Origin of the sequence: Pseudomonas sp. MB-090624, from assembly GCF_003205245.1 — a bacterium.
Lineage (GTDB): Bacteria > Pseudomonadota > Gammaproteobacteria > Pseudomonadales > Pseudomonadaceae > Aquipseudomonas > Aquipseudomonas juntendi.
In genome coordinates this window covers 1-20315 of the sequence record NZ_QJRK01000004.1, presented here as the reverse complement: position 1 = coordinate 20315, position 20315 = coordinate 1, and the positions used below count along the sequence as shown (strand labels likewise).

At 56.6% G+C, this 20315-nt stretch carries 16 protein-coding genes and 2 pseudogenes; 10 read left to right on the top strand and 8 right to left on the bottom strand.

Going from position 1 to position 20315, the window contains the following annotated elements; genetic code table 11:
- Position 1: 1 nt before the first annotated feature.
- Complete coding sequence (locus tag DMX12_RS03025) at positions 2–781, bottom strand: exodeoxyribonuclease III (RefSeq protein ID WP_003253401.1); 780 nt, start codon at positions 779–781, stop codon at positions 2–4.
- 80 nt (positions 782–861) lie between these two features.
- Between DMX12_RS03025 and pyrE the strand changes: the two genes are divergently transcribed.
- Complete coding sequence (gene pyrE / locus DMX12_RS03020; protein ID WP_054905201.1) at positions 862–1503, top strand: orotate phosphoribosyltransferase; 642 nt, start codon at positions 862–864, stop codon at positions 1501–1503.
- 154 nt (positions 1504–1657) lie between these two features.
- On the opposite strand, the gene argB is transcribed toward pyrE, so the two are convergent.
- The 4 genes and pseudogenes from argB to coaBC all read right to left on the bottom strand — a co-directional run bounded on the left by argB (position 1658) and on the right by coaBC (position 5778).
- Positions 1658–2563, bottom strand: coding sequence for an acetylglutamate kinase (argB, locus tag DMX12_RS03015; protein WP_009681993.1), 906 nt, complete (start codon positions 2561–2563; stop codon positions 1658–1660).
- A 30-nt stretch (positions 2564–2593) separates the two neighbouring features.
- Positions 2594–3967, bottom strand: a pseudogene (locus DMX12_RS03010) (phosphomannomutase/phosphoglucomutase); the annotation flags it as partial.
- A 138-nt stretch (positions 3968–4105) separates the two neighbouring features.
- Positions 4106–4561: a dUTP diphosphatase gene (gene dut, locus DMX12_RS03005; RefSeq protein WP_029885729.1), complete on the bottom strand. Its 456-nt coding sequence runs from the start codon at positions 4559–4561 to the stop codon at positions 4106–4108.
- Between the two features lie 5 nt (positions 4562–4566).
- Entirely contained in the window at positions 4567–5778 is a 1212-nt protein-coding gene (gene coaBC, locus DMX12_RS03000; protein ID WP_009681996.1) for a bifunctional phosphopantothenoylcysteine decarboxylase/phosphopantothenate--cysteine ligase CoaBC, read from the bottom strand.
- 129 nt (positions 5779–5907) lie between these two features.
- On the opposite strand from coaBC, the pseudogene DMX12_RS02995 reads away from it, so the two are divergent.
- The 4 genes and pseudogenes from DMX12_RS02995 to DMX12_RS29745 form a co-directional block, all read left to right on the top strand.
- A pseudogene (locus DMX12_RS02995) lies at positions 5908–6420 on the top strand (JAB domain-containing protein); the annotation flags it as partial.
- Between the two features lie 498 nt (positions 6421–6918).
- Positions 6919–7956 carry a hypothetical protein gene (locus DMX12_RS02990; protein WP_003253411.1) on the top strand — a complete coding sequence of 346 codons (1038 nt, stop codon included), beginning with the start codon at positions 6919–6921 and terminating at the stop codon, positions 7954–7956.
- Positions 7922–8296 carry a hypothetical protein gene (locus tag DMX12_RS29750; RefSeq protein ID WP_223255136.1) on the top strand — a complete coding sequence of 125 codons (375 nt, stop codon included), beginning with the start codon at positions 7922–7924 and terminating at the stop codon, positions 8294–8296. The genes DMX12_RS02990 and DMX12_RS29750 overlap by 35 nt, the downstream gene beginning before the upstream one ends.
- Positions 8293–9189, top strand: coding sequence for an alpha/beta fold hydrolase (locus tag DMX12_RS29745; RefSeq protein ID WP_014754857.1), 897 nt, complete (start codon positions 8293–8295; stop codon positions 9187–9189). Before DMX12_RS29750 ends, DMX12_RS29745 begins: the two co-directional genes overlap by 4 nt.
- Here the strand turns inward: DMX12_RS29745 and DMX12_RS02975 are convergent.
- The gene (locus DMX12_RS02975) at positions 9182–9715 is read right to left on the bottom strand and encodes a hypothetical protein (protein ID WP_009682000.1); all 534 of its coding nucleotides are present in this window, start codon (positions 9713–9715) and stop codon (positions 9182–9184) included. The genes DMX12_RS29745 and DMX12_RS02975 overlap by 8 nt on opposite strands.
- Positions 9716–9814: 99 nt before the next feature.
- Between DMX12_RS02975 and DMX12_RS02970 the strand changes: the two genes are divergently transcribed.
- Entirely contained in the window at positions 9815–10354 is a 540-nt protein-coding gene (locus DMX12_RS02970) for a hypothetical protein (protein WP_003253418.1), read from the top strand.
- Between the two features lie 275 nt (positions 10355–10629).
- A complete protein-coding gene (locus DMX12_RS29245; RefSeq protein ID WP_074059229.1) occupies positions 10630–10866 on the top strand; it encodes a hypothetical protein in 237 nt (78 codons plus the stop codon).
- 535 nt (positions 10867–11401) lie between these two features.
- On the opposite strand, the gene DMX12_RS02955 is transcribed toward DMX12_RS29245, so the two are convergent.
- Entirely contained in the window at positions 11402–12076 is a 675-nt protein-coding gene (locus DMX12_RS02955) for a heavy metal response regulator transcription factor (RefSeq protein ID WP_003253420.1), read from the bottom strand.
- Between the two features lie 489 nt (positions 12077–12565).
- Positions 12566–13909 carry an OprD family porin gene (locus tag DMX12_RS02950; RefSeq protein ID WP_003253422.1) on the bottom strand — a complete coding sequence of 448 codons (1344 nt, stop codon included), beginning with the start codon at positions 13907–13909 and terminating at the stop codon, positions 12566–12568.
- A 404-nt stretch (positions 13910–14313) separates the two neighbouring features.
- Between DMX12_RS02950 and DMX12_RS02945 the strand changes: the two genes are divergently transcribed.
- The 3 genes from DMX12_RS02945 (at position 14314) to DMX12_RS02935 (ending at position 20090) form a co-directional block, all read left to right on the top strand.
- A complete protein-coding gene (locus DMX12_RS02945; RefSeq protein WP_016712696.1) occupies positions 14314–15585 on the top strand; it encodes a TolC family protein in 1272 nt (423 codons plus the stop codon).
- Positions 15586–15653: 68 nt separating this feature from the next.
- Positions 15654–16904, top strand: coding sequence for an efflux RND transporter periplasmic adaptor subunit (locus tag DMX12_RS02940; protein ID WP_003253426.1), 1251 nt, complete (start codon positions 15654–15656; stop codon positions 16902–16904).
- Between the two features lie 24 nt (positions 16905–16928).
- The gene (locus DMX12_RS02935) at positions 16929–20090 is read left to right on the top strand and encodes a CusA/CzcA family heavy metal efflux RND transporter (protein WP_003253428.1); all 3162 of its coding nucleotides are present in this window, start codon (positions 16929–16931) and stop codon (positions 20088–20090) included.
- The last annotated feature ends 225 nt before the right edge of the window (positions 20091–20315 follow it).

Sequence of the window (20315 nt, the reverse complement as noted above, 5' to 3'; positions counted from 1 at the left end):
TTCAGATAGTCAGCGTCCAGTCATAGTCGACAATCAGCGGCGCATGCTGCGAGAAGCGCGGCTGGCGCGGCAGGCGGGCGTTGCGCACGAAGCGGCGTAGACCCGGGGTGAGGATCTGGTAGTCGAACCGGTAGCCCAGGTTGAGCATCTCGGCCTGCTCGTTGTCCGGCCACCAGCTGTACTGGTCGCCTTCACGGCTGACTTCGCGCAGGGCGTCGACGTAACCCATCTCGCCCGTGATCGCATCCATCCACGCACGCTCCGGCGCCAGGAAGCCAGGCGACTGCTGGCTGTCGCGCCAGTTCTTGATGTCGAGCTTCTGCTGCGCCACGTAGAACGAGCCGCAATAGATATACTCGCGGCGCTTGCGGCGCTGCTTGTCCAGGTACTTGGCGAAGTCGTCCATCAACTTGAATTTCTGGTTCAAGTCTTCGTCGCCGTTCATGCCCGAAGGCAGTAGCAGGCTGGCAATACTGACTTTGTCGAAATCTGCTTGCAGGTAACGCCCGTAGCGGTCGGCTGTCTCGAAGCCCAGGCCGGTGATGACTGCCTTGGGCTGCATGCGCGAATAAAGGGCCACACCACCTTGGGCTGGCACCTCCGCGTCGCAGGCATAAAGGAAATAGCCATCGAGCTGGAAAGCTGGGTCATCGAGTTCAAAGGCCGAGGCGCGGGTATCCTGAAGGCAGATGACGTCGGCATTCTGGGCTTGAAGCCAGCTGAGCAAACCACGCTCGGCCGCAGCCTGAATGCCATTAACGTTCACACTGATGATCCGCATAAATGGCCCCATAAATCTCGTGCGTGTATGATACCCGAGCTCAACCCATTTAGCTAAATCCGTGGTGTCCGGGACTATTCATGCAGCCGTATCAGCGCGACTTTATCCGTTTTGCCATCGATCGCGGGGTACTGCGTTTCGGTGAATTCACCCTGAAATCGGGGCGTACCAGCCCGTATTTCTTCAATGCCGGCCTGTTCAACACCGGTTCCGCCCTGGCTGAACTGGGCCGCTGCTATGCCGCCGCCATCGTCGACAGCAAGATCCCGTTCGATGTGCTGTTCGGCCCTGCATACAAAGGCATTCCGCTGGCGGCGACCACTGCCGTGGCGCTGGCTGACCAGCACCAGCGCGATGTGCCATGGTGCTTCAACCGCAAGGAAGCCAAAGACCACGGCGAAGGCGGCAGCCTGGTTGGCGCACCGCTGGCCGGTGATGTGCTGATCATCGACGATGTGATCACCGCCGGCACTGCCATCCGTGAGGTCATGCAGATCATCAACGCCCAGCAGGCCAAGGCCGCCGGCGTGCTGATCGCGCTGAACCGCGAAGAACGTGGCAATGGCGAGCTGTCGGCTATCCAGGAAGTGGAGCGTGACTTCGGCATTCCAGTGGTCAGCATCGTTTCGCTGACCCAGGTGCTGGAGTTCCTGGCTGACGACCCACAACTGAAGCAGCACCTGCCGGCTGTCGAAGCTTACCGGGCGCAGTACGGGATCTGATCCTGGCCCGGAAATGAAAAAGGCGACCTTCTTGTGAAGGTCGCCTTTTTTTGTGCCGCCTGTTTCGGCCTATTCGCGGGCACGCTCCCACAAGGCGCTATCCCTGTGGGAGCGGGCGTGCCCGCGAAGGGGCCAAAACACGCTAACCGATCACTCAGCGCGGCTTGCGGTTGGTGATCAGGGTGCCCACGCCGCTGTCGGTGAAGATCTCCAGCAGCACCGCATTCGGCACGCGGCCGTCGATGATGTGCGAGCTGTTAACGCCGCCCTGCACTGCATCCAGCGCACACTTGATCTTCGGCAGCATGCCGCCGTAGATGGTGCCATCGGCGATCAGCTCGTTGACTTGCTCCGTGGTCAGGCCGGTCAGGACCTGGCCCTGTTTGTCCATCAGGCCCGCAATGTTGGTCAGCAGCATCAGTTTCTCGGCCTTCAGCGCTTCGGCCACCTTGCCGGCCACGAGGTCGGCGTTGATGTTGTAGGACTCACCGTTGACACCCACGCCGATTGGCGCGATGACCGGGATGAAGTCGCCCTTGACCAGCATGTTCAACAGGTCGGTGTTCACGCTCACCACTTCGCCCACGTGACCGATGTCGATGATTTCCGGGGTGGTCATCTCGGGGGTCTGGCGGCTGACGGTCAGCTTGCGCGCGCGGATCAGCTCCGCGTCCTTGCCGGTCAGGCCGATGGCACTGCCGCCATGGCGGTTGATCAGGTTGACGATGTCCTTGTTGACCTGGCCGCCCAGCACCATTTCCACCACGTCCATGGTCGCCGAATCGGTCACACGCATGCCGTCGATGAAGTGGCTTTCGATCGACAGGCGCTTGAGCAGGTCGCCGATTTGCGGGCCACCCCCGTGGACGACCACCGGGTTGATACCCACCGCCTTCATCAGCACGATGTCACGGGCGAAGCCGGTCTTGAGCTCCTCGCTCTCCATCGCGTTGCCGCCGTACTTGATCACCAGGGTCTTGCCGACAAAGCGGCGGATGTAGGGCAGCGCTTCGGACAAAACCTCGGCTACATGGGAAGCGGCATCGCGATCGAGGGTCATGCAGGGCTCCTGTGAGGAACAGATAATCGGTCAGAACGGCAGTTGCAGCTCAGGATCAACCCGCAGCAACTGGGTACGGAAAACATCCTTGATACGTTGCAATTCGGCGTCACTGTCGGCCTCGAAGCGCAGTACCAGCACCGGTGTGGTGTTGGAGGCGCGAACCAGGCCCCAGCCATGGGCATAGTCGACCCGCACACCGTCGATGGTGGTCAGGGTGGCTTCGCCCCAGTCGGCGTCGCGTTGCAGTGCATCAATGATGCTGAATTTACCCTCGTCGGTCACATCAATATTGATTTCCGGCGTGGAAATATCGTTCGGGAAGGCGGCAAACAGGTTTTCGGCGCTCTGTTCGGCCTTGCTGAGGATCTCCAGCAGGCGCGCGGCACTGTAGATACCGTCGTCGAAACCGTACCAGCGTTCCTTGATGAAGATGTGACCACTCATCTCGCCCGCCAGCAGCGAACCGGTCTGTTTCATCTTCTTCTTGATCAGCGAATGGCCGGTTTTCCACATCAGCGCCCGGCCACCGTGTTGTTCGATCAGCGGGGTCAGGCGCCGGGTGCACTTGACGTCGAAGATGATCTCGGCGCCCGGGTTGCGTGCCAGTACGTCCTGGGCGAACAGCATCAGCAGGCGGTCGGGGTAGACGATGCTGCCGGTGTTGGTCACGACGCCGACGCGGTCGCCGTCACCATCGAAGGCCAGGCCGATGTCGGCGCCGGTCTGCTTGACCTTGGCGATCAGGTCTTCAAGGTTTTCCGGCTTGCCTGGGTCCGGGTGGTGGTTCGGGAAGTTCCCGTCCACCTCGCAGAACAGCGGGATCACCTCACAGCCCAGGGCTTCGATCAACTGGGGGGCAATCACACCGGCGGCGCCATTGCCGCAGTCCACCACGACCTTGAGCTTCCTGGCCAGCTTCACGTCGCCGACGATCTGCTGGAAGTAGCGGTCGAGGATCTCGACTTTTTCCACACGCCCTGCAGCCAGGGTAAGGTCGTTGGTTTTCAGGCGGGTCAGCAAGGCCTGGATCTGTTCATTGGCCAGGGTGTCGCCGGCGATGACGATCTTGAAGCCGTTGTAGTCGGACGGGTTGTGGCTACCGGTCAGCATCACGCCCGACTTGCCGGCCAATACGTTGGCCGCGTAGTACAGGGCCGGGGTTGGCACCAGGCCGACGTCGCTGACCTGGCAACCGGCATCGACCAGGCCCTTGATCAGTTGCTCCACCAGCATTGGCCCGGACAGGCGGCCATCGCGGCCTACCGAGACTTGCGGTTCGCCCTGGGCCAGGCTTTGCGCACCGATGGCGCGGCCAATCCAGTAGGCGGTTTCGGCGTGCAAGGTCTTGCCGACCACGCCGCGAATGTCATACGCGCGGAAAATGCTGTCTGGCAATGTGGCAGGGACCAGGTGGGCCATGTCGTTCATCTCTGGAAGCTCCATTAGTCAAAGGCTTTCTGGGCAGGCGCAAATTGAACGCTTGGACGGTGGTTTCACCAGAGAGTTCGCCATCCTTGGCCTGAACGGTCGTGTTTCGACTCAGTGGCTGCCGGAGTGACCGAAGCCGCCAGCGCCGCGCTGGCTTTCATCGAAGGCCTCGACGATATCGAAATGCGCCTGCACGACCGGCACCAGCACCAGCTGGGCGATACGCTCGCCCACGGCGATGGTGAAAGGGGTGGTGCCGCGGTTCCAGCACGACACCATCAGCTCGCCCTGGTAGTCCGAATCGATCAGCCCGACCAGGTTGCCCAGCACGATGCCGTGCTTATGGCCCAGGCCCGAACGCGGCAGGATGACGGCGGCCAGGCCCGGGTCGCCGATGTAGATCGACAAGCCGGTAGGAATCAGCAGGGTCTGGCCTGGTTCGAGGACGGTGTCTTGCTGGAGCAGGGCGCGCAGGTCGAGGCCAGCGGAGCCGGGGGTGGCGTAGGTTGGCAGCGGAAATTCGCTGCCCAGGCGTGGGTCGAGGATCTTGGCTTGAAGAGCGTGCATGTAACTTATTGAACCTGGTTGAGCCGTTCGGCGATGAAGGCGACCAGTTGCCGGGCGATCTTGCCCTTGCTGGTCTGCGCGAAGAGGGTTTGGTGCTGTTGGCGGTCGATCACGGTCAAGGCATTTTCTTCGCTGTTGAAGCCAATGCTGGGGTTGGCCACATCGTTGGCGACGATCAGGTCGAGGTTCTTGTCCTTGAGCTTGCGCGTGGCGTAATCGAGCAGGTGCTCGGTTTCGGCGGCAAAGCCGACGCTGAACGGGCGGTCGGCGCGGCCGGCGATGGTGGCAAGGATATCGGGATTGCGCACCATCTGCAGCAGCATGCCGTCGCCGGTCGTAGGATCTTTCTTCAGTTTTTGTGTGGCAACGACTTCCGGGCGGTAGTCCGCAACGGCTGCCGAGGCAATGAACAGGTCGCACGGCATGGCCGCCTCGCAGGCCGCGAGCATGTCCCGCGCGCTGACCACGTCGATACGGCTGACCCGGTCCGGGGTTGGCAGGTGCACCGGGCCGGTCACGAGGGTCACCCGAGCCCCCGCTTCAGCTGCCGCCTCGGCGAGGGCGAAACCCATCTTGCCGGAGCTATGATTGGTGATGTAGCGCACCGGGTCGATGTTTTCCTGGGTCGGCCCGGCGGTGATCAGCACATGCTTGCCGGTCAGGGCCTGGCGCTTGAAGCTTTCTGCCGCGCACCAGGCCAGCTCGGTGGCCTCGAGCATGCGCCCCAGGCCCACGTCACCACAGGCCTGGCTGCCGGAGGCCGGGCCGAATACCTGGATGCCACGGCTTTTAAGCAGGTCGAGGTTGGCCTGGGTCGCCGGGTCGCGCCACATGGCCTGGTTCATGGCCGGGGCCACCGCCACGGTGGCGTCGGTGGCCAGTACCAGGGTGGTCAGCAGGTCATCGGCCATGCCCTGGGCCATGCGCGCCATCAGGTCGGCGGTGGCCGGGGCGATCAAGACCAGGTCGGCCCACTTGGCCAGTTCGATGTGGCCCATGGCCGCTTCGGCAGCCGGGTCCAGCAGGTCCATGTGCACCGGGTGGCCCGACAGCGCCTGCAGGGTCAGCGGGGTGATGAATTCGGCACCCCCACGGGTCATGACGACGCGCACCTGCGCGCCGTGCTCCAGGAGACGGCGAATCAGCTCGGCGCTTTTGTAGGCGGCAATGCCGCCCCCCACGCCGAGAACGATGCGCTTGCGATACAGCCGCTGCATAGGCTTGCCTTTTTCCAGTGAGAGCGGGCGGCGACGTTTGCAAATGCCTGCGGCAGAACGTCGCATGTACGAGGCGAAATAGATTAACACAGGGCCGAAATGGGCCGCAGCAAGGGCAGAGGGGCAGGGATGAATATCAGAGAGTGGCCGGCTGAAGATCGGCCAAGGGAGAAGCTGTTGCAACGGGGTGCGGCGGTGCTGTCGGACGCCGAGTTGCTGGCCGTGTTGCTCGGTTCGGGCGTGGCCGGGCGCAATGTACTGGACCTTGCACGCGGGCTGCTGGTGCGTTTTGGTGGGCTGCGGCAGTTTCTTGAGGCCGAGCGCGCGGCGGTGCTGCGCGAGCCGGGCATAGGCGCTGTGAAATACGCACAGTTGCAAGCGCTGCTGGAAATCGGCCGGCGTTACCTGGATGAGCACATCGCGCGCGCAGCGGTGCTGGAAGGGCCCGAGGCGGTGCGGCGTTACCTGAAGGCCATGCTGCGCCATGAGCCCAGCGAGGTGTTCGGTTGCCTGTTTCTGGACACCAAGCACAGGCCGCTGGCGTTCGAGATTCTGTTCAGGGGCACCATCGACCGGGCCAGCGTCTACCCGCGGGAGGTGGTGCGGCGGGCATTGCTGCACAACGCGGCGGCGTTGATCCTTCGCGGTTATGGTGTCAACTCTAGTGTTTCACTCGGCTGAAGTGCCCGAGATAGAAGCATTCCTTGATGCTTATTCAGATTTTGATGTTCCATATTCAGTGTTGCAGAGCAAATTTGATTTTAGGCCCAGGCGGGCCACCACAGCAGTCAGCTTCACCAACAATTGTGATGCTAGGTCCCGGATGACTGGGGCTCAGGCTGTTGCTTGCGGTTCACAGAAAAGCTGGGAATTCCTACCCATCTTCCCGAAAAAGCTGAACATTACGGCAAAATCTGATGGAACCTACTCCACGTGGCCAAGGGATCCTACATCGCTGATGGCATTTTGACCTTCTCCACTCATTGTGTACCGCTGGATAAAAAGGCGAGAATGCGCGCGCAATGGAAGGCATGATGCGCGCAGGTCGGCGCTCTCGTGGCAGGATGTCACCGGCTTCATGCCTCCACAGCCAAGGCTCGCACGAGCCTTTAAGCTTAATGCCAATTTGTGGAGAGTGATGTGCTGAGTGACGACGACCAAAAGCTAGCCAAGATCCTTTTTGGCCTTCTGAAAAATGCGACTAGCCAAGCCGTCGTCAAGGAATTCCTCCGGACGAAGGGCATCCCCGTTTCTGCGCAAAACTGGGACGATCTCTATGAGAAGCGGATCGAGCCTGCCCTCAAGGATAAAAAACTTGCCCTGAAAGACCTCCGTGATCTACTGCAGCAGGTGGAGGAGTTTGGCAAGCAGCACTCGTTCCTTTTCCAGTGCACTGAAGAGCGGGCAATCGGCCTGCTGTCTCCTACGCGCATCGCTTCAATCGCAGCAGCTGAGGGCCTTTCGGGGCTGTTTACTCACCCGCTGGATCTTGAGATGCCCGACGAGGCCACAATCGTCGACATCCGCCTGTACCGTCCGGACCCGCAGAAGACACCGGTTTCGCTTACGATCAAAGTCGTCGAAAGCCGTGACATCAATCGTCTCAGCGCTGTGGAGACGGATCCAGCAACTGGCGAACTGATTCGACGCTATGCGACCACAAAAAAACGTGCGGTGAATATTGTTCACCTGGACCACACTGGTTTATTGGAGTTTCGTATTGCCTCTCAAGATAATCAGGCAAAGAAATATTCCGAGCTCTTGTGGGTGTTGAAAAACAAAGTAAGGAAATTTCTACCGGACGATGGGTTCGCTGAAGTTTCGCTTAGCCCCGCTAAGAATAAGATTCTGCGCGAGCGCGATAACCTCTCCCAAGAAATCAGATATAGCAATTCAACGGCTCGAAATGAATTCGGGGCCCAAATGCAGATTACCTCCGCATCGGTTGATGAAAACCTTTCATCGGATGAGGGTTCGATGTCTGCGTTGGATCGCTTCTTGGAGCGTGATGGCGAAGTGACGGGAGCCAATATTTACGTTAAACTACCAGACAGTGATCCTCCCCGTGAACTGAGGCTTTTGATTTCGGGTGAGAGAAACGAGTTTGCGGTGACCGTAGCGTGCTCCGCCGGAGAATACGAATATGTTCGCGGAAAAGTTATCGCCTTTAATACTTAACCATCCAGACGAGGCTGAAGGCCTCCGAAGATTGGCTAGTTTTATCCAGGGCTATGAATCCCAGGGTGGCGAAGCTTTGCCTAGAATTCGGCTAAACCCGAATCGCATGTTCGATATTATGCAAGCCGGTACTTCCGCGCACCTTGCAATCTTGATTAATATCTTGGTAACGGGCCGGATTATCAAGAGATTCCTTATTGTTAGGTGCCCCAGCGGCGAAGGTCTCTCATTCCAATCTTACGGCGATATCCCAGAGATTGTTCGTGATCCTGGGATGGATACCGAATTTGAAGTACTTGCCGCCAACGTGGAACCAACCTATAGATTGGTGCTCGATTGAAGCCTGTTGATATTGTTACCCTTGTTCGATCGACTTGGGAAAATACGATTGAGACCAAACGACTGGCCCAGCTGCAGGCAATTAGGGCAACTCTGGATGCCGAGCATCTGGAGCTGTTTGACTCGTTAGTCGATATGCAGATTTCTAATGTCAAAGATGATGCTCAGGCCATCACGCTCATGCTTGTCCATGGTATTCAAACTGATGGTTCCTGGCACGAGCTGGTAAAAGCAGCCTTCCGAGATGTTGCTCATGTCAGAGTCAAAGGTCTTGGCTACCATTGTGTGACCGCGCTGCAGCTTGCGTGTCCGTTTCGATCTACGCCAATCAATAAGATCGCAAATGACTTCCGAGACGCACGGCTTATGGAACCGACTGCTCGCATTATGGTCATTGCCCACAGCTTCGGCACCTATATCATTAGTCGGATCCTCGCCAAATACACTGACATCAACATTGAGAGAATTGTTCTCTGCGGCTCCATAATAAAAGGCAATTATGCCTGGGAGAAGCATGCTCGGCACATGGCTGCAGGCAACATCGTCAACGATGTCGGGACGCGAGATTTTTACCCCGTCCTAGCTACCTTTTCGACTATAGGCTACGGCGGGACTGGTCGAAACGGATTTAAAAATACACGTGTAGCTGACCGTTACTTTGATTACGGCCATAGCGATTTTTTTGAGCCCGACAAGGACCATATCGTCAAATATTGGAAGCCTTATATTCTAGATGGGACCATCGTCGAGTCTGAGTGGGATAGCATAAAGCCGAAGACCCATCTGGGAATCATGCTGGCTTGTCACCCTTGGATCGGCAGACCTGCCTTCTATGCAACCGTTGGGTTAATTACAGCTGCCGTAGCGGGTTTGGCTTGGTGGCTACTCACCTGATCTTCCACTGCTCTGTTTCAGGGTCCCTTACCAAATGCTGCTCTGAGACGACATCCAAGCCTACGGACCTAAAAATACTGAGCATTAGCGTCATAGAATAGTAATAGAGTCGCTGGTGTCGTCCCTTGTCTGAGGCCACAAACACCCCGTCAATCCGTCCATCCTCACTAGTCGCGAATTCGAATACGTACGAGTGGATTACCTGGTTCGCGACAAAAGTCATATCCCGCAGTTCTTTGTAAACTTTAGTAGTTTCGTAGTTTTCCATTATGTTGTGCCGATTGAAGTAGTCTACTGTCTTGCCACTGGTGATCGGGTAGTACGGTAGATGGAGCTTAATTTTCTTCGTTGATTCAGAGATTTTGTAGGTCTCGATTAGCTTGCGTACCGTATAAAAACTGACAAAAATTTCACGTTCTGCTTTCGCATAAATGCGCCCTTCAGAACACTCTTTTACACGAGCCTTCTCAAGCCAACGAGCTGAACGAAGAAGTGACTTCCTCCAATCATCAGACTCGTAAATCATCAGGATCCTCCTTGACTGAGAAATAAATAAAGCGTCAGTCTATTACTGCTGCATCAATACAATATTATCACCTCGGCTAGCATAGGACGCAATAGGTCAATGACCCAGGCTCTAAAGCAATATATCGCGAAAAGCATTAACTCAGTTATAATGATGGCCCCGCTTAAACGGGAGGTGATACGCCTCATCATATGCTGCTCTATAGCAATTATCCTGAATGCCATCCTATTCTTTGGTGTAGAAAACGACGGTACCATCAAGCCATGGGCAGAGATACCACTGAAACTGTTCGCCTCAACAACTTTATTTGCCTTTATGGTGAAGATTTTCCTTCCGCTTTTCGGTTGGACCATATTGAAGGCAGTGTTATTGAGCGCCAATAATGCCTTTAGTGGGGTGCTAAGCTTTCTAGGGAATCAATTTACAGGTGCTTTGTATTGTTCGGCCTTTATCCTGGCTTCTCTTACACTTAAGCAGTATGTAATTTCAGGGTTTATGGATCCTCAATTGGCTCTGATGGCGCCTACTGTTCTCTTTGCGGGCTTCTTGTACTTCTATATTTTTCAGTGCGCTATTCAAAAAACAATGACGCCTGCTCTGTGTGCTCCGCCTCTCCCGCGCTCTAGCAGGGTGCCGTGACTACCTGTTCTTGTAGGGGCAGGTTCGAATAGCAAGAGTCACTTGATGGCGTGATTTGATCTCTATCCTGGTGCCATAGCATGGCGCCAAAATTCCGCCGGCATAAAAATCTCCTGCCTGACACAATCAGAATAATAAATGCTACGAAAGTAGGCTGCGTACTGAGCGATTATGGAAAACTTCGCTGGAATCTATTCGTCATTACGTGATAAAAATTATTCTGTGCCCCGGTAAAGTGGCACAAAAATATAGAGCAACAGTTCAAGGGAATAGATATGGCTCAGTATAAGCACGGCAATTTTCTGCACAAAAGTGATCATTCGGAGTACGATAAAAAGTATTCGCCTGGTACCGAAGCGCCAAATCCAGGCATTTACCGATGCGTCTCCTGCGGGGATGAGATCGGTATTGCCAAAGGGCATGTTCTTCCTCCACAGAACCATCACCAGCATGCACCTGGCGCGGGCAAGATTGAGTGGCAGTTAGTGGTTTTTGCACAGCAGCGGAAATAAGGTTTTTGGGCTCAGTAGAGCTCTGCAACGTGGGTTCTACTGAGCACTCAATAAAAGGACGGAATCCGTATTGACTATTCAAACCACTATGAGGAGGGTGATCGTGAGCGTGCCTGGTTACGCATATATTCGGATATTAGATTGCCGAAATTGATGTCGGCCTCTTCAACAAAAATATTGACGTGGCAGTAAAACTCTTCAGGACCCCTGAGATAATTGAAAATTCTTGATCTGACGACGCCACAAACCCCCGCTTTGACGGCCGTAGAGGGTAGGTTGACCACATCGCCAACACATGGGATAAGAGCTAAGCCATGCTCACTGTTAAAGACAATATCAGCTGAGCGGTCATCAGGCCTGACAAACTCTTGATCCTCCGAGACCTGCTGATAATCAATGCTATACCTCATGCACAGCCTACCTCATTTGCGGGGTAAGGAATCAGCGCCGCGGGTCGTAAATAGTAAAATCCAGTTCAGTAGGCACGTTTGCGACGGAATTAGTTAGCCGATCTCGATACTATATAGTTTGGCAATTAACGCTTTTCAAGTACATACCCTACGCCTCTAAGTGTGTGTATCAGCTTGGTTTCGAAGGGGTCATCTATCTTGGCTCTGAGTCTTCGAATCGACACCTCTACAACGTTCGTGTCGCAATCAAAATTCATATCCCAAACCTGAGAGATAATCTGCGTACGGCTCAGTACCACCCCGGTGTTACGCATCAAGTAGTGCAGCAACGCGAATTCTTTGGTGGTCAAATCAATACGCTGACCGTCCCTGAATGCCCTGTGCCGGCTTTGATCAAGTTCCAGATCGGCCACGCGAATGACCTCCACAGATGCGGGGTGATCTGACCTGCGCATCAAGGCGCGAACCCGGGCTAGCAGCTCTGGGAACTCAAATGGTTTGATCAGATAGTCATCTGCGCCGTTCTCCAGCCCCCGGACCTTATCCGCCAATCGGCTTCTCGCCGTCAGCATCATGATGCGGGACGGGCAGTTTTTACGGCGCAACAACTCAAGGACCTGCCAACCGTCCATCTCTGGTAGGTTTATATCAAGGATAATCAGCTCGTACTCATGCTGCTTGGCCAAGAATAATCCATCTGATCCGGTGTGGACGCAATCTACGACATAGCCACACTCTGTAAGGCCTTGACGCACATACTCCGCAGTTTTTACTTCATCCTCAATTACCAGAATTCGCATGGGATTATGTCTCGATATCACTGAGCAATTAACCGCGCACGCGCGCCGGCATTATTGAAATGGATGGTAAATCAAAATGAGCGTGTTGGGGTTCAAATGACGGATTTGTAATTTCTAGGTAATACAGTTGATAGTCTGGAGGTATATCTTGTCGCGGCTTGGGTTTGACAGTTGCGGGCCCTCTCTCCAGCGGATGATTTGACCATATGAAATACTGGGTTATTTTCTTCTTTGTGCTAGCTTCGTTCCGTTCGGATGACGGCGAGGTCGCTCATGTTGAGGAGACTGGTCATTGGTGTAGTCATGAACTTCACCGGCATGCAATGCGTACAATCGAACGCTTACTTGAATTTTAGGCAAAAAAAAGGCGCCCAATGGGCGCCAAATATCCACCTTTTACCAAAGGAGCAATTAAGCCACTCAAGGTGAATTCGTAATGCTCGTTTTACTAATCGGACCAGCCGTCGAAAGACTGGCCCGCTCAGCGAATTACAGAATCGAAAGCGGGTACTCGATGATTACACGAGTTTCATCCAGATCCGATTCGAAAGCAGTGGCACGCGTGGTTGCCTGGCGCAACCGGAAGGACAAGTCTTTTGCCGGACCGGTTTGCACAACGTATTTGACTTCGACGTCACGCTCCCAACGCTTCTGATTGTCGAGCGGGTTGCCGTTGTCGTCGGTGCGCATGTAGAACTGGTTAGCGTTCGAGTAATCCGCGCCCGAGCCTCTGGCGTAGCGGGTCATGAACGTCAGGCCTGGGATGCCGTAGCTGGTGAAGTTCAGGTCATAGCGCAGCATCCAGGAACGCTCTTTCGGCGAGTTGAAGTCGCTGTACTGGATGGAGTTGTCGACGAAAATCGAGTCCGACTGACGCAGATAGTCGAAATCGTCGTCGCCGTTGTTGCGCTGGTGCGACAGGGCCAGGGTGTGGGCGCCGTAACGCACGCCGACCTTGGCACTCCAGATGTTGTTGTCGAATTCACCCAGGCGCTTCTTACCTTCATCTACGGCTTTGTAGTAGTTGAAGCCACCGATCAGCGCCAGATCGTCGCTCAGCGGGTAAACAACGCTGGTGCCGGCGTAGTACTGATTCCAGACGTCTTTCAGCTGGCTGGCGTAGACGCTCACAGTCCAGTTGTCGTTGATCGAGTAGTCACCACCACCGTAACCGATCCATGGCGAGTTGACCGGGCCGCCGTAGAAGGTCACGAAGTTGTCGTTCAGGTTGCTGGAGACTGGCTGGCTCATGGCGTGCAGTCGACCACCCTGAAGGGTGAGGCCTTGGATGCTGGTGTTCTCAACGGTCACGCCGCGGAAGCTTTCTGGCAGCAGGCGAGAGTCACCGGATGCAACGACCGGAGTCGATGGGAAAACATCACCTACTTTCACGATGGTATCGAACAAGCGGACTTTGGCTGCACCGCCGACCTTGGTGTATTCGTCGCGAGCTTCGCCCTTGTTATCAACGGGTAGCACGTCGAAGGAGCTACGGCCGCCGTTGCGCCCATCACCGGTGTCGAGCTTGAGGCCGATCATGGCGAAGGCATCAACGCCGAAGCCAACGGTACCCTGGGTAAACCCAGAGTTGAATTTACTGATGATCGCGTGCGCCCAGGCTTCGGAGTAGCCGTTGGTATTGCCCTTGCCACTGTTGTAAGTGGGGGCGGTGCTGTCGCGATTATCACGGTTGAAGTAGAAGTTACGGTTCAACACTGTAAGGCTGCTGCCTTCAATGAAGCCTTCTGGCTTGTCTTCAGCTTGTGCCGAAATAGCGTAGCTTCCAGACAGCGCAGAAACTGCCGCCAAATACAGTGGTACTTTGATTTTCATCCGATGCTCCTTTGATTCACGGCAGTTTTTATTATGTTTACCGGCGCGGGTGTCGTTAATTGTTCTGACCCGGCGGCGCGCCTAGCGTAGCGCGAGCTCATATTTGCAGGCCGAAGATAACGGGAGGGTGATAGGACAATTACAATTTCGTCATCTGCCTGTTATTCGGCGCCTTCGCACCGCGTGTTTGCCATCTCCGTTGCTTGTAACGAAATCCTAGTGCCGGGTTTGGTTTCCCAGTATTTTCGGGCATTACAGGACTTTCTTACGAAATTGTAATTTTCTAGCCACCCCTCTGATAGCTACCGCTCATTAGAGTGCCATCACCTAATCAAGTGGGGCTTGGCAGCTGTTTCGGCGTTCTCGCCAAGCTTTATCGAAGTTTGTGCACGAGGACCATCAAAGTGCCCCGGTATAACCGCAATGTCTTATCCAAGACCTCCGTCTCGCCCTGGAAGATCGCTGCACTCTGTGCAGTCATCTCTGGATTGATGGCACCTGCAGCTCTTGCTCAAAGCATCAGCTTGCCCCAGGCGCTTTCGACGGCCATGGATGCCAACCCTGACCTGGCCGCGGCCCGGCAAGAGATTGGCATCGCTGATGGTGCTCGCAAGCAGGCCGGGCTTATCCCCAACCCCACTATTTCGTACGACGTGGAAGACACCCGTCGTAACACCAGCACGACGACCGTGTCGCTTAGCCAAACCCTGGAGCTGGGTGGTAAGCGGGGAGCTCGTGTTGACGTCGCCACTTACGGGCAGACCGCCGCACAGCTGGAGTTGGACCGTCGCGTGAACGGTCTGCGGGCAGACGTCGTACAGGCCTTCTACGCCGCATTGCGGGCCCAGACAGGCCTTGACCTGGCCAAGCAATCTCTCGAACTGACTGAGCGCGGTCTCCGCATCGTCGATGGTCGTGTTCGCGCAGGTAAATCGTCTCCAGTAGAGGCCACCCGCGCCCAAGTACAACTGGCCGAAGCAAAGCTGCAAGTTCGACGTGCCGAAACCGAAAAGACGACCGCTTACCAGCAACTCGCTCAAATTACCGGGAGCTCGGTCACCGTCTTTGATCGACTCGAATCGCCAACCCTCTCCCCGGGACTGCCACCGCGGACTGAAGAGCTGCTGGCGAAGCTCGATCAGACCGCAGAAATGCGCCAGGCCGTGGTACAGATCGACAAGAGCGATGCCTCGCTCGGTTCAGAGAAAGCTCAGCGTATCCCGAACCTTACCGTCAGCGTAGGTAGCCAGTACGACCGCTCTGTGCGCGAGCGTGTCAACACTGTGGGCGTCTCTATGCCTTTGCCGCTGTTTGATCGCAACCAGGGCAACATTCTTTCCGCTTCTCGTCGTGCAGATCAGGCCCGAGACCAGCGCAATGCTGTGGAGCTGCGGCTGCGCACCGAAACCCAAACCGCGTTGAACCAGTGGTCCACCGCCATGCAGGAGGTCGAGTCCTACGACAAGACCATTCTGCCGTCAGCCCAACAAGCCGTAGATACCGCAACCCGCGGCTTCGAGATGGGCAAATTCGGCTTCATCGAAGTGCTGGATGCCCAGCGCACCTTGATCGTCGCTCGTGGCCAATATCTCGAATCGTTGGCAGCGGCGACCAATGCGCGTGCGCAGGTGGAAAGGGTTTATGGCGAAGTCGGCTCAACTGCCGGCGCTCGCTGAACGGGCCAAACATTTTCTTCGGCACACAGCCTTGAACAAGCCGGTGCCTACGATCAGCAGGAGTAGCAATGGATAACAAACGCAAGATCGCCCTCGCGGTAGCCGCTGTGGCAGCCCTCGGATTTGGCAGCCTTGCCTGGAACAACAGTTCTGGACAGCAGGCCGCTAGTACCGCCGAGCATGGCGCTAACGATGGCCATGGCGACGAAAAGAAAGCCGCATCTGCCGCCAAAGAGGAGGGTGATGAGGGCCATGGTGAAGAAGGCCACAGCGAAGAGGGCGGTGAAGAAGAGGGCAAGCTGACGCTTAGCGCTGAGCAGATCAAGGCTGCCGGCGTTGCCCTGGAAGCTGCAGCGCCGCGTGACTTGGGTACAGTCGTGAGCTTCCCGGGCGAAATTCGCTTCGATGAAGACCGGACCGCCCACGTGGTTCCTCGTGTTCCTGGCGTTGTAGAGACTGTCCAAGCCGACCTGGGTGAGACGGTCAAAAAGGGTCAGGTCCTCGCTGTAATCGCGAGCCAGCAGATCTCTGACCTGCGCAGCGAACAACAGGCCGCACAGCGTCGCGTCGAACTGGCGCGAGTGACCTTCGAGCGTGAGAAGCAGCTGTGGCAGGACAAGATTTCCGCGGAGCAAGACTACCTCCAAGCACGCCAAGCGCTGCAAGAAGCGGAGATCTCCTTGGCCAACGCCAAGCAGAAGGTCGGTGCGATCGGTGCTTCGGTTAACTCCGTTGGCGGTAATCGTTACGAACTCCGAGCTCCTTTCGACGCCGTGGTGGTGGAGAAACACCTGACCGTTGGCGAAGTCGTCAGCGAGGCGACCAACGCCTTCATCCTTTCTGACCTGAATCAGGTCTGGGCAACCTTCGCCGTCCCGCCTACAGATCTGGGCAAGGTCACGACTGGTCGTGCGGTGAAAGTCTCTTCGCCTGACATGAATGTCGAGGTCGAAGGGAAGGTGGGTTATGTCGGGAGCCTGCTGGGCGAGCAAAACCGCGCAGCCACTGTCCGCGTCACCTTGACCAACCCCAACGGTGCCTGGCGTCCAGGCCTGTTCGTGAACATTGCGGTCACTTCCCAGACTGATCGAGTTGCCGTAGCGGTCCCTGAGCACGCAGTCCAGACCGTTGAAGACAAACCCTCGGTATTCGTACGCACCCCAGATGGGTTTGACACCCGCCCGGTAAAACTGGGTCGTCGCGACAATGGGTACGTGGAAGTCATCGACGGTATTGAAGCCGGCGCCCAGGTAGCAACCAGTGGCAGCTTCACACTCAAGTCCGAGCTCGGCAAAGCTTCTGCCGAACACGGTCACTGATGCGAACTGACAGGATGATTTCTCATGTTTGAACGTATCATCAGATTCGCCATCGAGCAGCGCATCGTAGTAATGATCGCTGTTCTGATCATGGCGGGTATCGGTATCTACAGCTATCAAAAGCTGCCCATCGATGCGGTACCCGATATCACCAACGTCCAGGTGCAGATCAACACTGCAGCGCCTGGTTATTCGCCTTTGGAAACCGAACAACGGATCACGTTTCCAGTTGAAACGGCCATGGCCGGTCTCCCGGGCCTTCAGCAGACCCGTTCCCTGTCTCGCTCTGGCTTGTCTCAGGTCACCGTGATCTTCAAGGATGGCACTGACATCTTCTTTGCCCGCCAGTTGATCAACGAGCGGCTGCAGGTTGCGAAGGAACAGCTGCCAGAAGGCGTAGAGGCCGTTATGGGCCCGGTATCTACCGGCCTCGGCGAGATCTTCCTGTGGACCGTTGAAGCCGAAGATGGCGCGGTCAAAGAGGACGGTACGCCTTACACCCCGACCGACCTGCGCGTGATCCAAGACTGGATCATCAAGCCTCAGCTGCGCAACGTCCCGGGTGTAGCCGAGATCAATACCATCGGCGGCTATGCCAAGCAGTTCCTGGTTGCGCCAGATCCTAAGCGCCTGGCTACCTACAAGCTTACCCTCAATGACCTGGTCGCAGCGTTGGAAAGTAACAATGCCAACGTCGGCGCCGGCTACATCGAACGTAATGGTGAGCAGTTGCTCATCCGTGCGCCCGGCCAGGTAGGCAACATCGAAGACATCGCCAACATCGTGATCACCAGCGTGGATGGTGCACCGATTCGCATCAGCAGCGTTGCTGACGTCAGCATCGGTAAAGAACTCCGCACAGGTGCTGCTACTGAGAACGGCCGCGAAGTCGTGCTCGGTACCGTGTTCATGCTGATTGGTGAAAACAGCCGTACTGTGTCTCAAGCTGTCGCCGCCAAACTGGCGGACATCAACCGCACCCTGCCAAAGGGCGTGGTGGCTGTGACCGTTTACGACCGTACCAACCTGGTTGAAAAAGCCATCGCGACGGTGAAGAAGAACCTGGTAGAAGGCGCGATCTTGGTAATCGCGATTCTGTTCCTGTTCCTCGGCAACATCCGTGCAGCCCTGATCACCGCGATGGTGATTCCGCTGTCCATGCTTTTCACCTTCACAGGCATGTTCAACAACAAGGTCAGTGCCAACTTAATGAGTTTGGGGGCACTCGACTTCGGCATCATCGTCGACGGTGCCGTGGTTATTGTAGAAAACGCGATCCGTCGACTGGCTCATGCGCAGCATAAGCATGGCCGCATGCTCACCAAAACCGAACGCTTCCACGAGGTCTTTGCCGCGGCGCGAGAAGCTCGCCGGCCGCTGATCTTCGGTCAGCTGATCATCATGGTGGTGTACCTGCCGATCTTCGCCCTCACCGGCGTCGAAGGCAAAATGTTCCACCCTATGGCGTTCACCGTTGTGATGGCTCTGCTGGGCGCAATGATCCTGTCCGTTACCTTTGTTCCTGCAGCTATTGCCATGTTCGTCACTGGCAAGGTGAAGGAAGAGGAAGGCGTGGTCATGCGCACAGCTCGACTGCGCTATGAGCCGGTTCTGCAATGGGTGCTGGGACATCGGAACATCGCTTTCTCGGCCGCAGTAGCCTTGGTCGTGCTCAGTGGTGTGCTGGCAAGTCGTATGGGTAGCGAGTTCATCCCAAGCCTCAGTGAGGGTGACTTTGCGATGCAGGCCATGCGTGTGCCTGGAACGAGCCTCACTCAGTCCGTCGAGATGCAGCAGCGTCTGGAGAAAGCGGTAATAGCGCAGGTGCCTGAAGTCGAGCGGATGTTCGCACGCTCGGGTACCGCGGAAATTGCATCTGACCCGATGCCACCGAACGCCTCCGACGCCTACATCATGCTCAAGCCTCAGGATCAGTGGCCTAACCCCAAGAAGCCTCGCGATGAGCTGATTGCTGAGGTGCAGAAGGCCGCAGCGGGTGTTCCAGGAAGCAACTACGAGTTGTCGCAGCCAATCCAACTGCGTTTCAACGAGCTGATTTCGGGCGTGCGTAGTGATGTCGCTGTGAAGGTCTTCGGCGATGACATGGACGTGCTCAACAACACCGCCAACAAGATCGCGGCAGCGCTCAAAGCGGTACCGGGCTCGTCGGAAGTGAAAGTTGAGCAGACATCCGGCCTGCCGGTGCTGACAATCAACATCGACCGCGAGAAAGCAGCACGCTACGGCCTGAACATCGCGGATGTTCAGAACTCGATCGCTATCGCCGTGGGTGGTCGCCAGGCCGGCACGCTGTATGAGGGCGACCGTCGGTTCGACATGGTAGTGCGCCTGCCTGAGACCGTTCGCACCGACGTAGCGGGGATGTCCAGTTTGCTGATTCCGGTGCCTGCCAATGCGGCTCAGGGTGCCAACCAGATCGGTTTCATCCCGCTGTCGCAGGTCGCTAATCTGGACCTGCAACTGGGCCCGAACCAAATCAGCCGCGAGAACGGCAAGCGTCTGGTAATCGTCAGTGCCAACGTTCGAGGCCGTGACCTGGGATCCTTCGTTGAGGAGGCGACCGCTTCGCTGGATCAGAAGGTGCAAATCCCTGCGGGCTACTGGACGACTTGGGGTGGCCAGTTCGAGCAGCTGCAGTCGGCTGCCAAACGGCTGCAGATCGTTGTTCCAGTCGCCTTGCTGCTGGTCATGACCTTGTTGTTCCTGATGTTCAACAACCTGAAGGACGGCATGCTGGTCTTCACCGGTATTCCATTCGCACTCACCGGTGGTGTTGTGGCGTTGTGGTTGCGGGACATCCCACTGTCGATCTCGGCAGGTGTCGGCTTCATTGCACTGTCCGGCGTTGCAGTACTGAACGGCCTGGTGATGATTGCCTTCATCCGCGGGCTAAGGGAGGAAGGGCGAACGCTCAGGCAGGCAGTCGATGAAGGTGCATTAACCCGTCTGCGACCTGTTCTGATGACTGCCTTGGTAGCTTCCCTGGGCTTCATCCCGATGGCTTTGGCCACCGGTACCGGTGCAGAAGTTCAGCGGCCACTGGCGACTGTGGTGATTGGCGGGATCCTGTCCTCCACCGCATTGACCTTGTTGGTACTGCCTGCCCTGTATTACTGGGCACACCGCAAGGATGAAGACGGCGACGAGGCCGAAGTGGTTAGCTAACAGGCTCCGCTAAAGAGAAGCCCACAACACGTGTTGTGGGCTTTTTTGTTGTGCGCCAGGCATGGCGCGTTGCGCGTTAGCGCAACCCGTTTGGTTGCGGTAGCCGAGCGGGTGACTTGGAGGTGAAAGTCCTCTACACACCCGGCAAGGGGAAGTGTTAGCCAGAGGCAAGGGTGTCGCGGGCGACTGCGAATCTGAAGGAAGCCCGAGGCAAAATGCTGGTCT

Coding starts and splice junctions, on each gene's coding strand:
- DMX12_RS02935 (WP_003253428.1), top strand. CDS start 16,929: ATGTTTGAACGTATCATCAGATTCGCCATCGAGCAGCGCATCGTAGTA.
- coaBC (WP_009681996.1), bottom strand. CDS start 5,778: ATGCAGCGGCTGTATCGCAAGCGCATCGTTCTCGGCGTGGGGGGCGGC.
- DMX12_RS02955 (WP_003253420.1), bottom strand. CDS start 12,076: ATGCGAATTCTGGTAATTGAGGATGAAGTAAAAACTGCGGAGTATGTG.
- argB (WP_009681993.1), bottom strand. CDS start 2,563: ATGACCCTCGATCGCGATGCCGCTTCCCATGTAGCCGAGGTTTTGTCC.
- pyrE (WP_054905201.1), top strand. CDS start 862: ATGCAGCCGTATCAGCGCGACTTTATCCGTTTTGCCATCGATCGCGGG.
- DMX12_RS29245 (WP_074059229.1), top strand. CDS start 10,630: ATGGCTCAGTATAAGCACGGCAATTTTCTGCACAAAAGTGATCATTCG.
- DMX12_RS02970 (WP_003253418.1), top strand. CDS start 9,815: ATGACCCAGGCTCTAAAGCAATATATCGCGAAAAGCATTAACTCAGTT.
- DMX12_RS03025 (WP_003253401.1), bottom strand. CDS start 781: ATGCGGATCATCAGTGTGAACGTTAATGGCATTCAGGCTGCGGCCGAG.
- dut (WP_029885729.1), bottom strand. CDS start 4,561: ATGCACGCTCTTCAAGCCAAGATCCTCGACCCACGCCTGGGCAGCGAA.
- DMX12_RS02940 (WP_003253426.1), top strand. CDS start 15,654: ATGGATAACAAACGCAAGATCGCCCTCGCGGTAGCCGCTGTGGCAGCC.
- DMX12_RS02950 (WP_003253422.1), bottom strand. CDS start 13,909: ATGAAAATCAAAGTACCACTGTATTTGGCGGCAGTTTCTGCGCTGTCT.
- DMX12_RS29750 (WP_223255136.1), top strand. CDS start 7,922: ATGTTCGCGGAAAAGTTATCGCCTTTAATACTTAACCATCCAGACGAG.
- DMX12_RS02975 (WP_009682000.1), bottom strand. CDS start 9,715: ATGATTTACGAGTCTGATGATTGGAGGAAGTCACTTCTTCGTTCAGCT.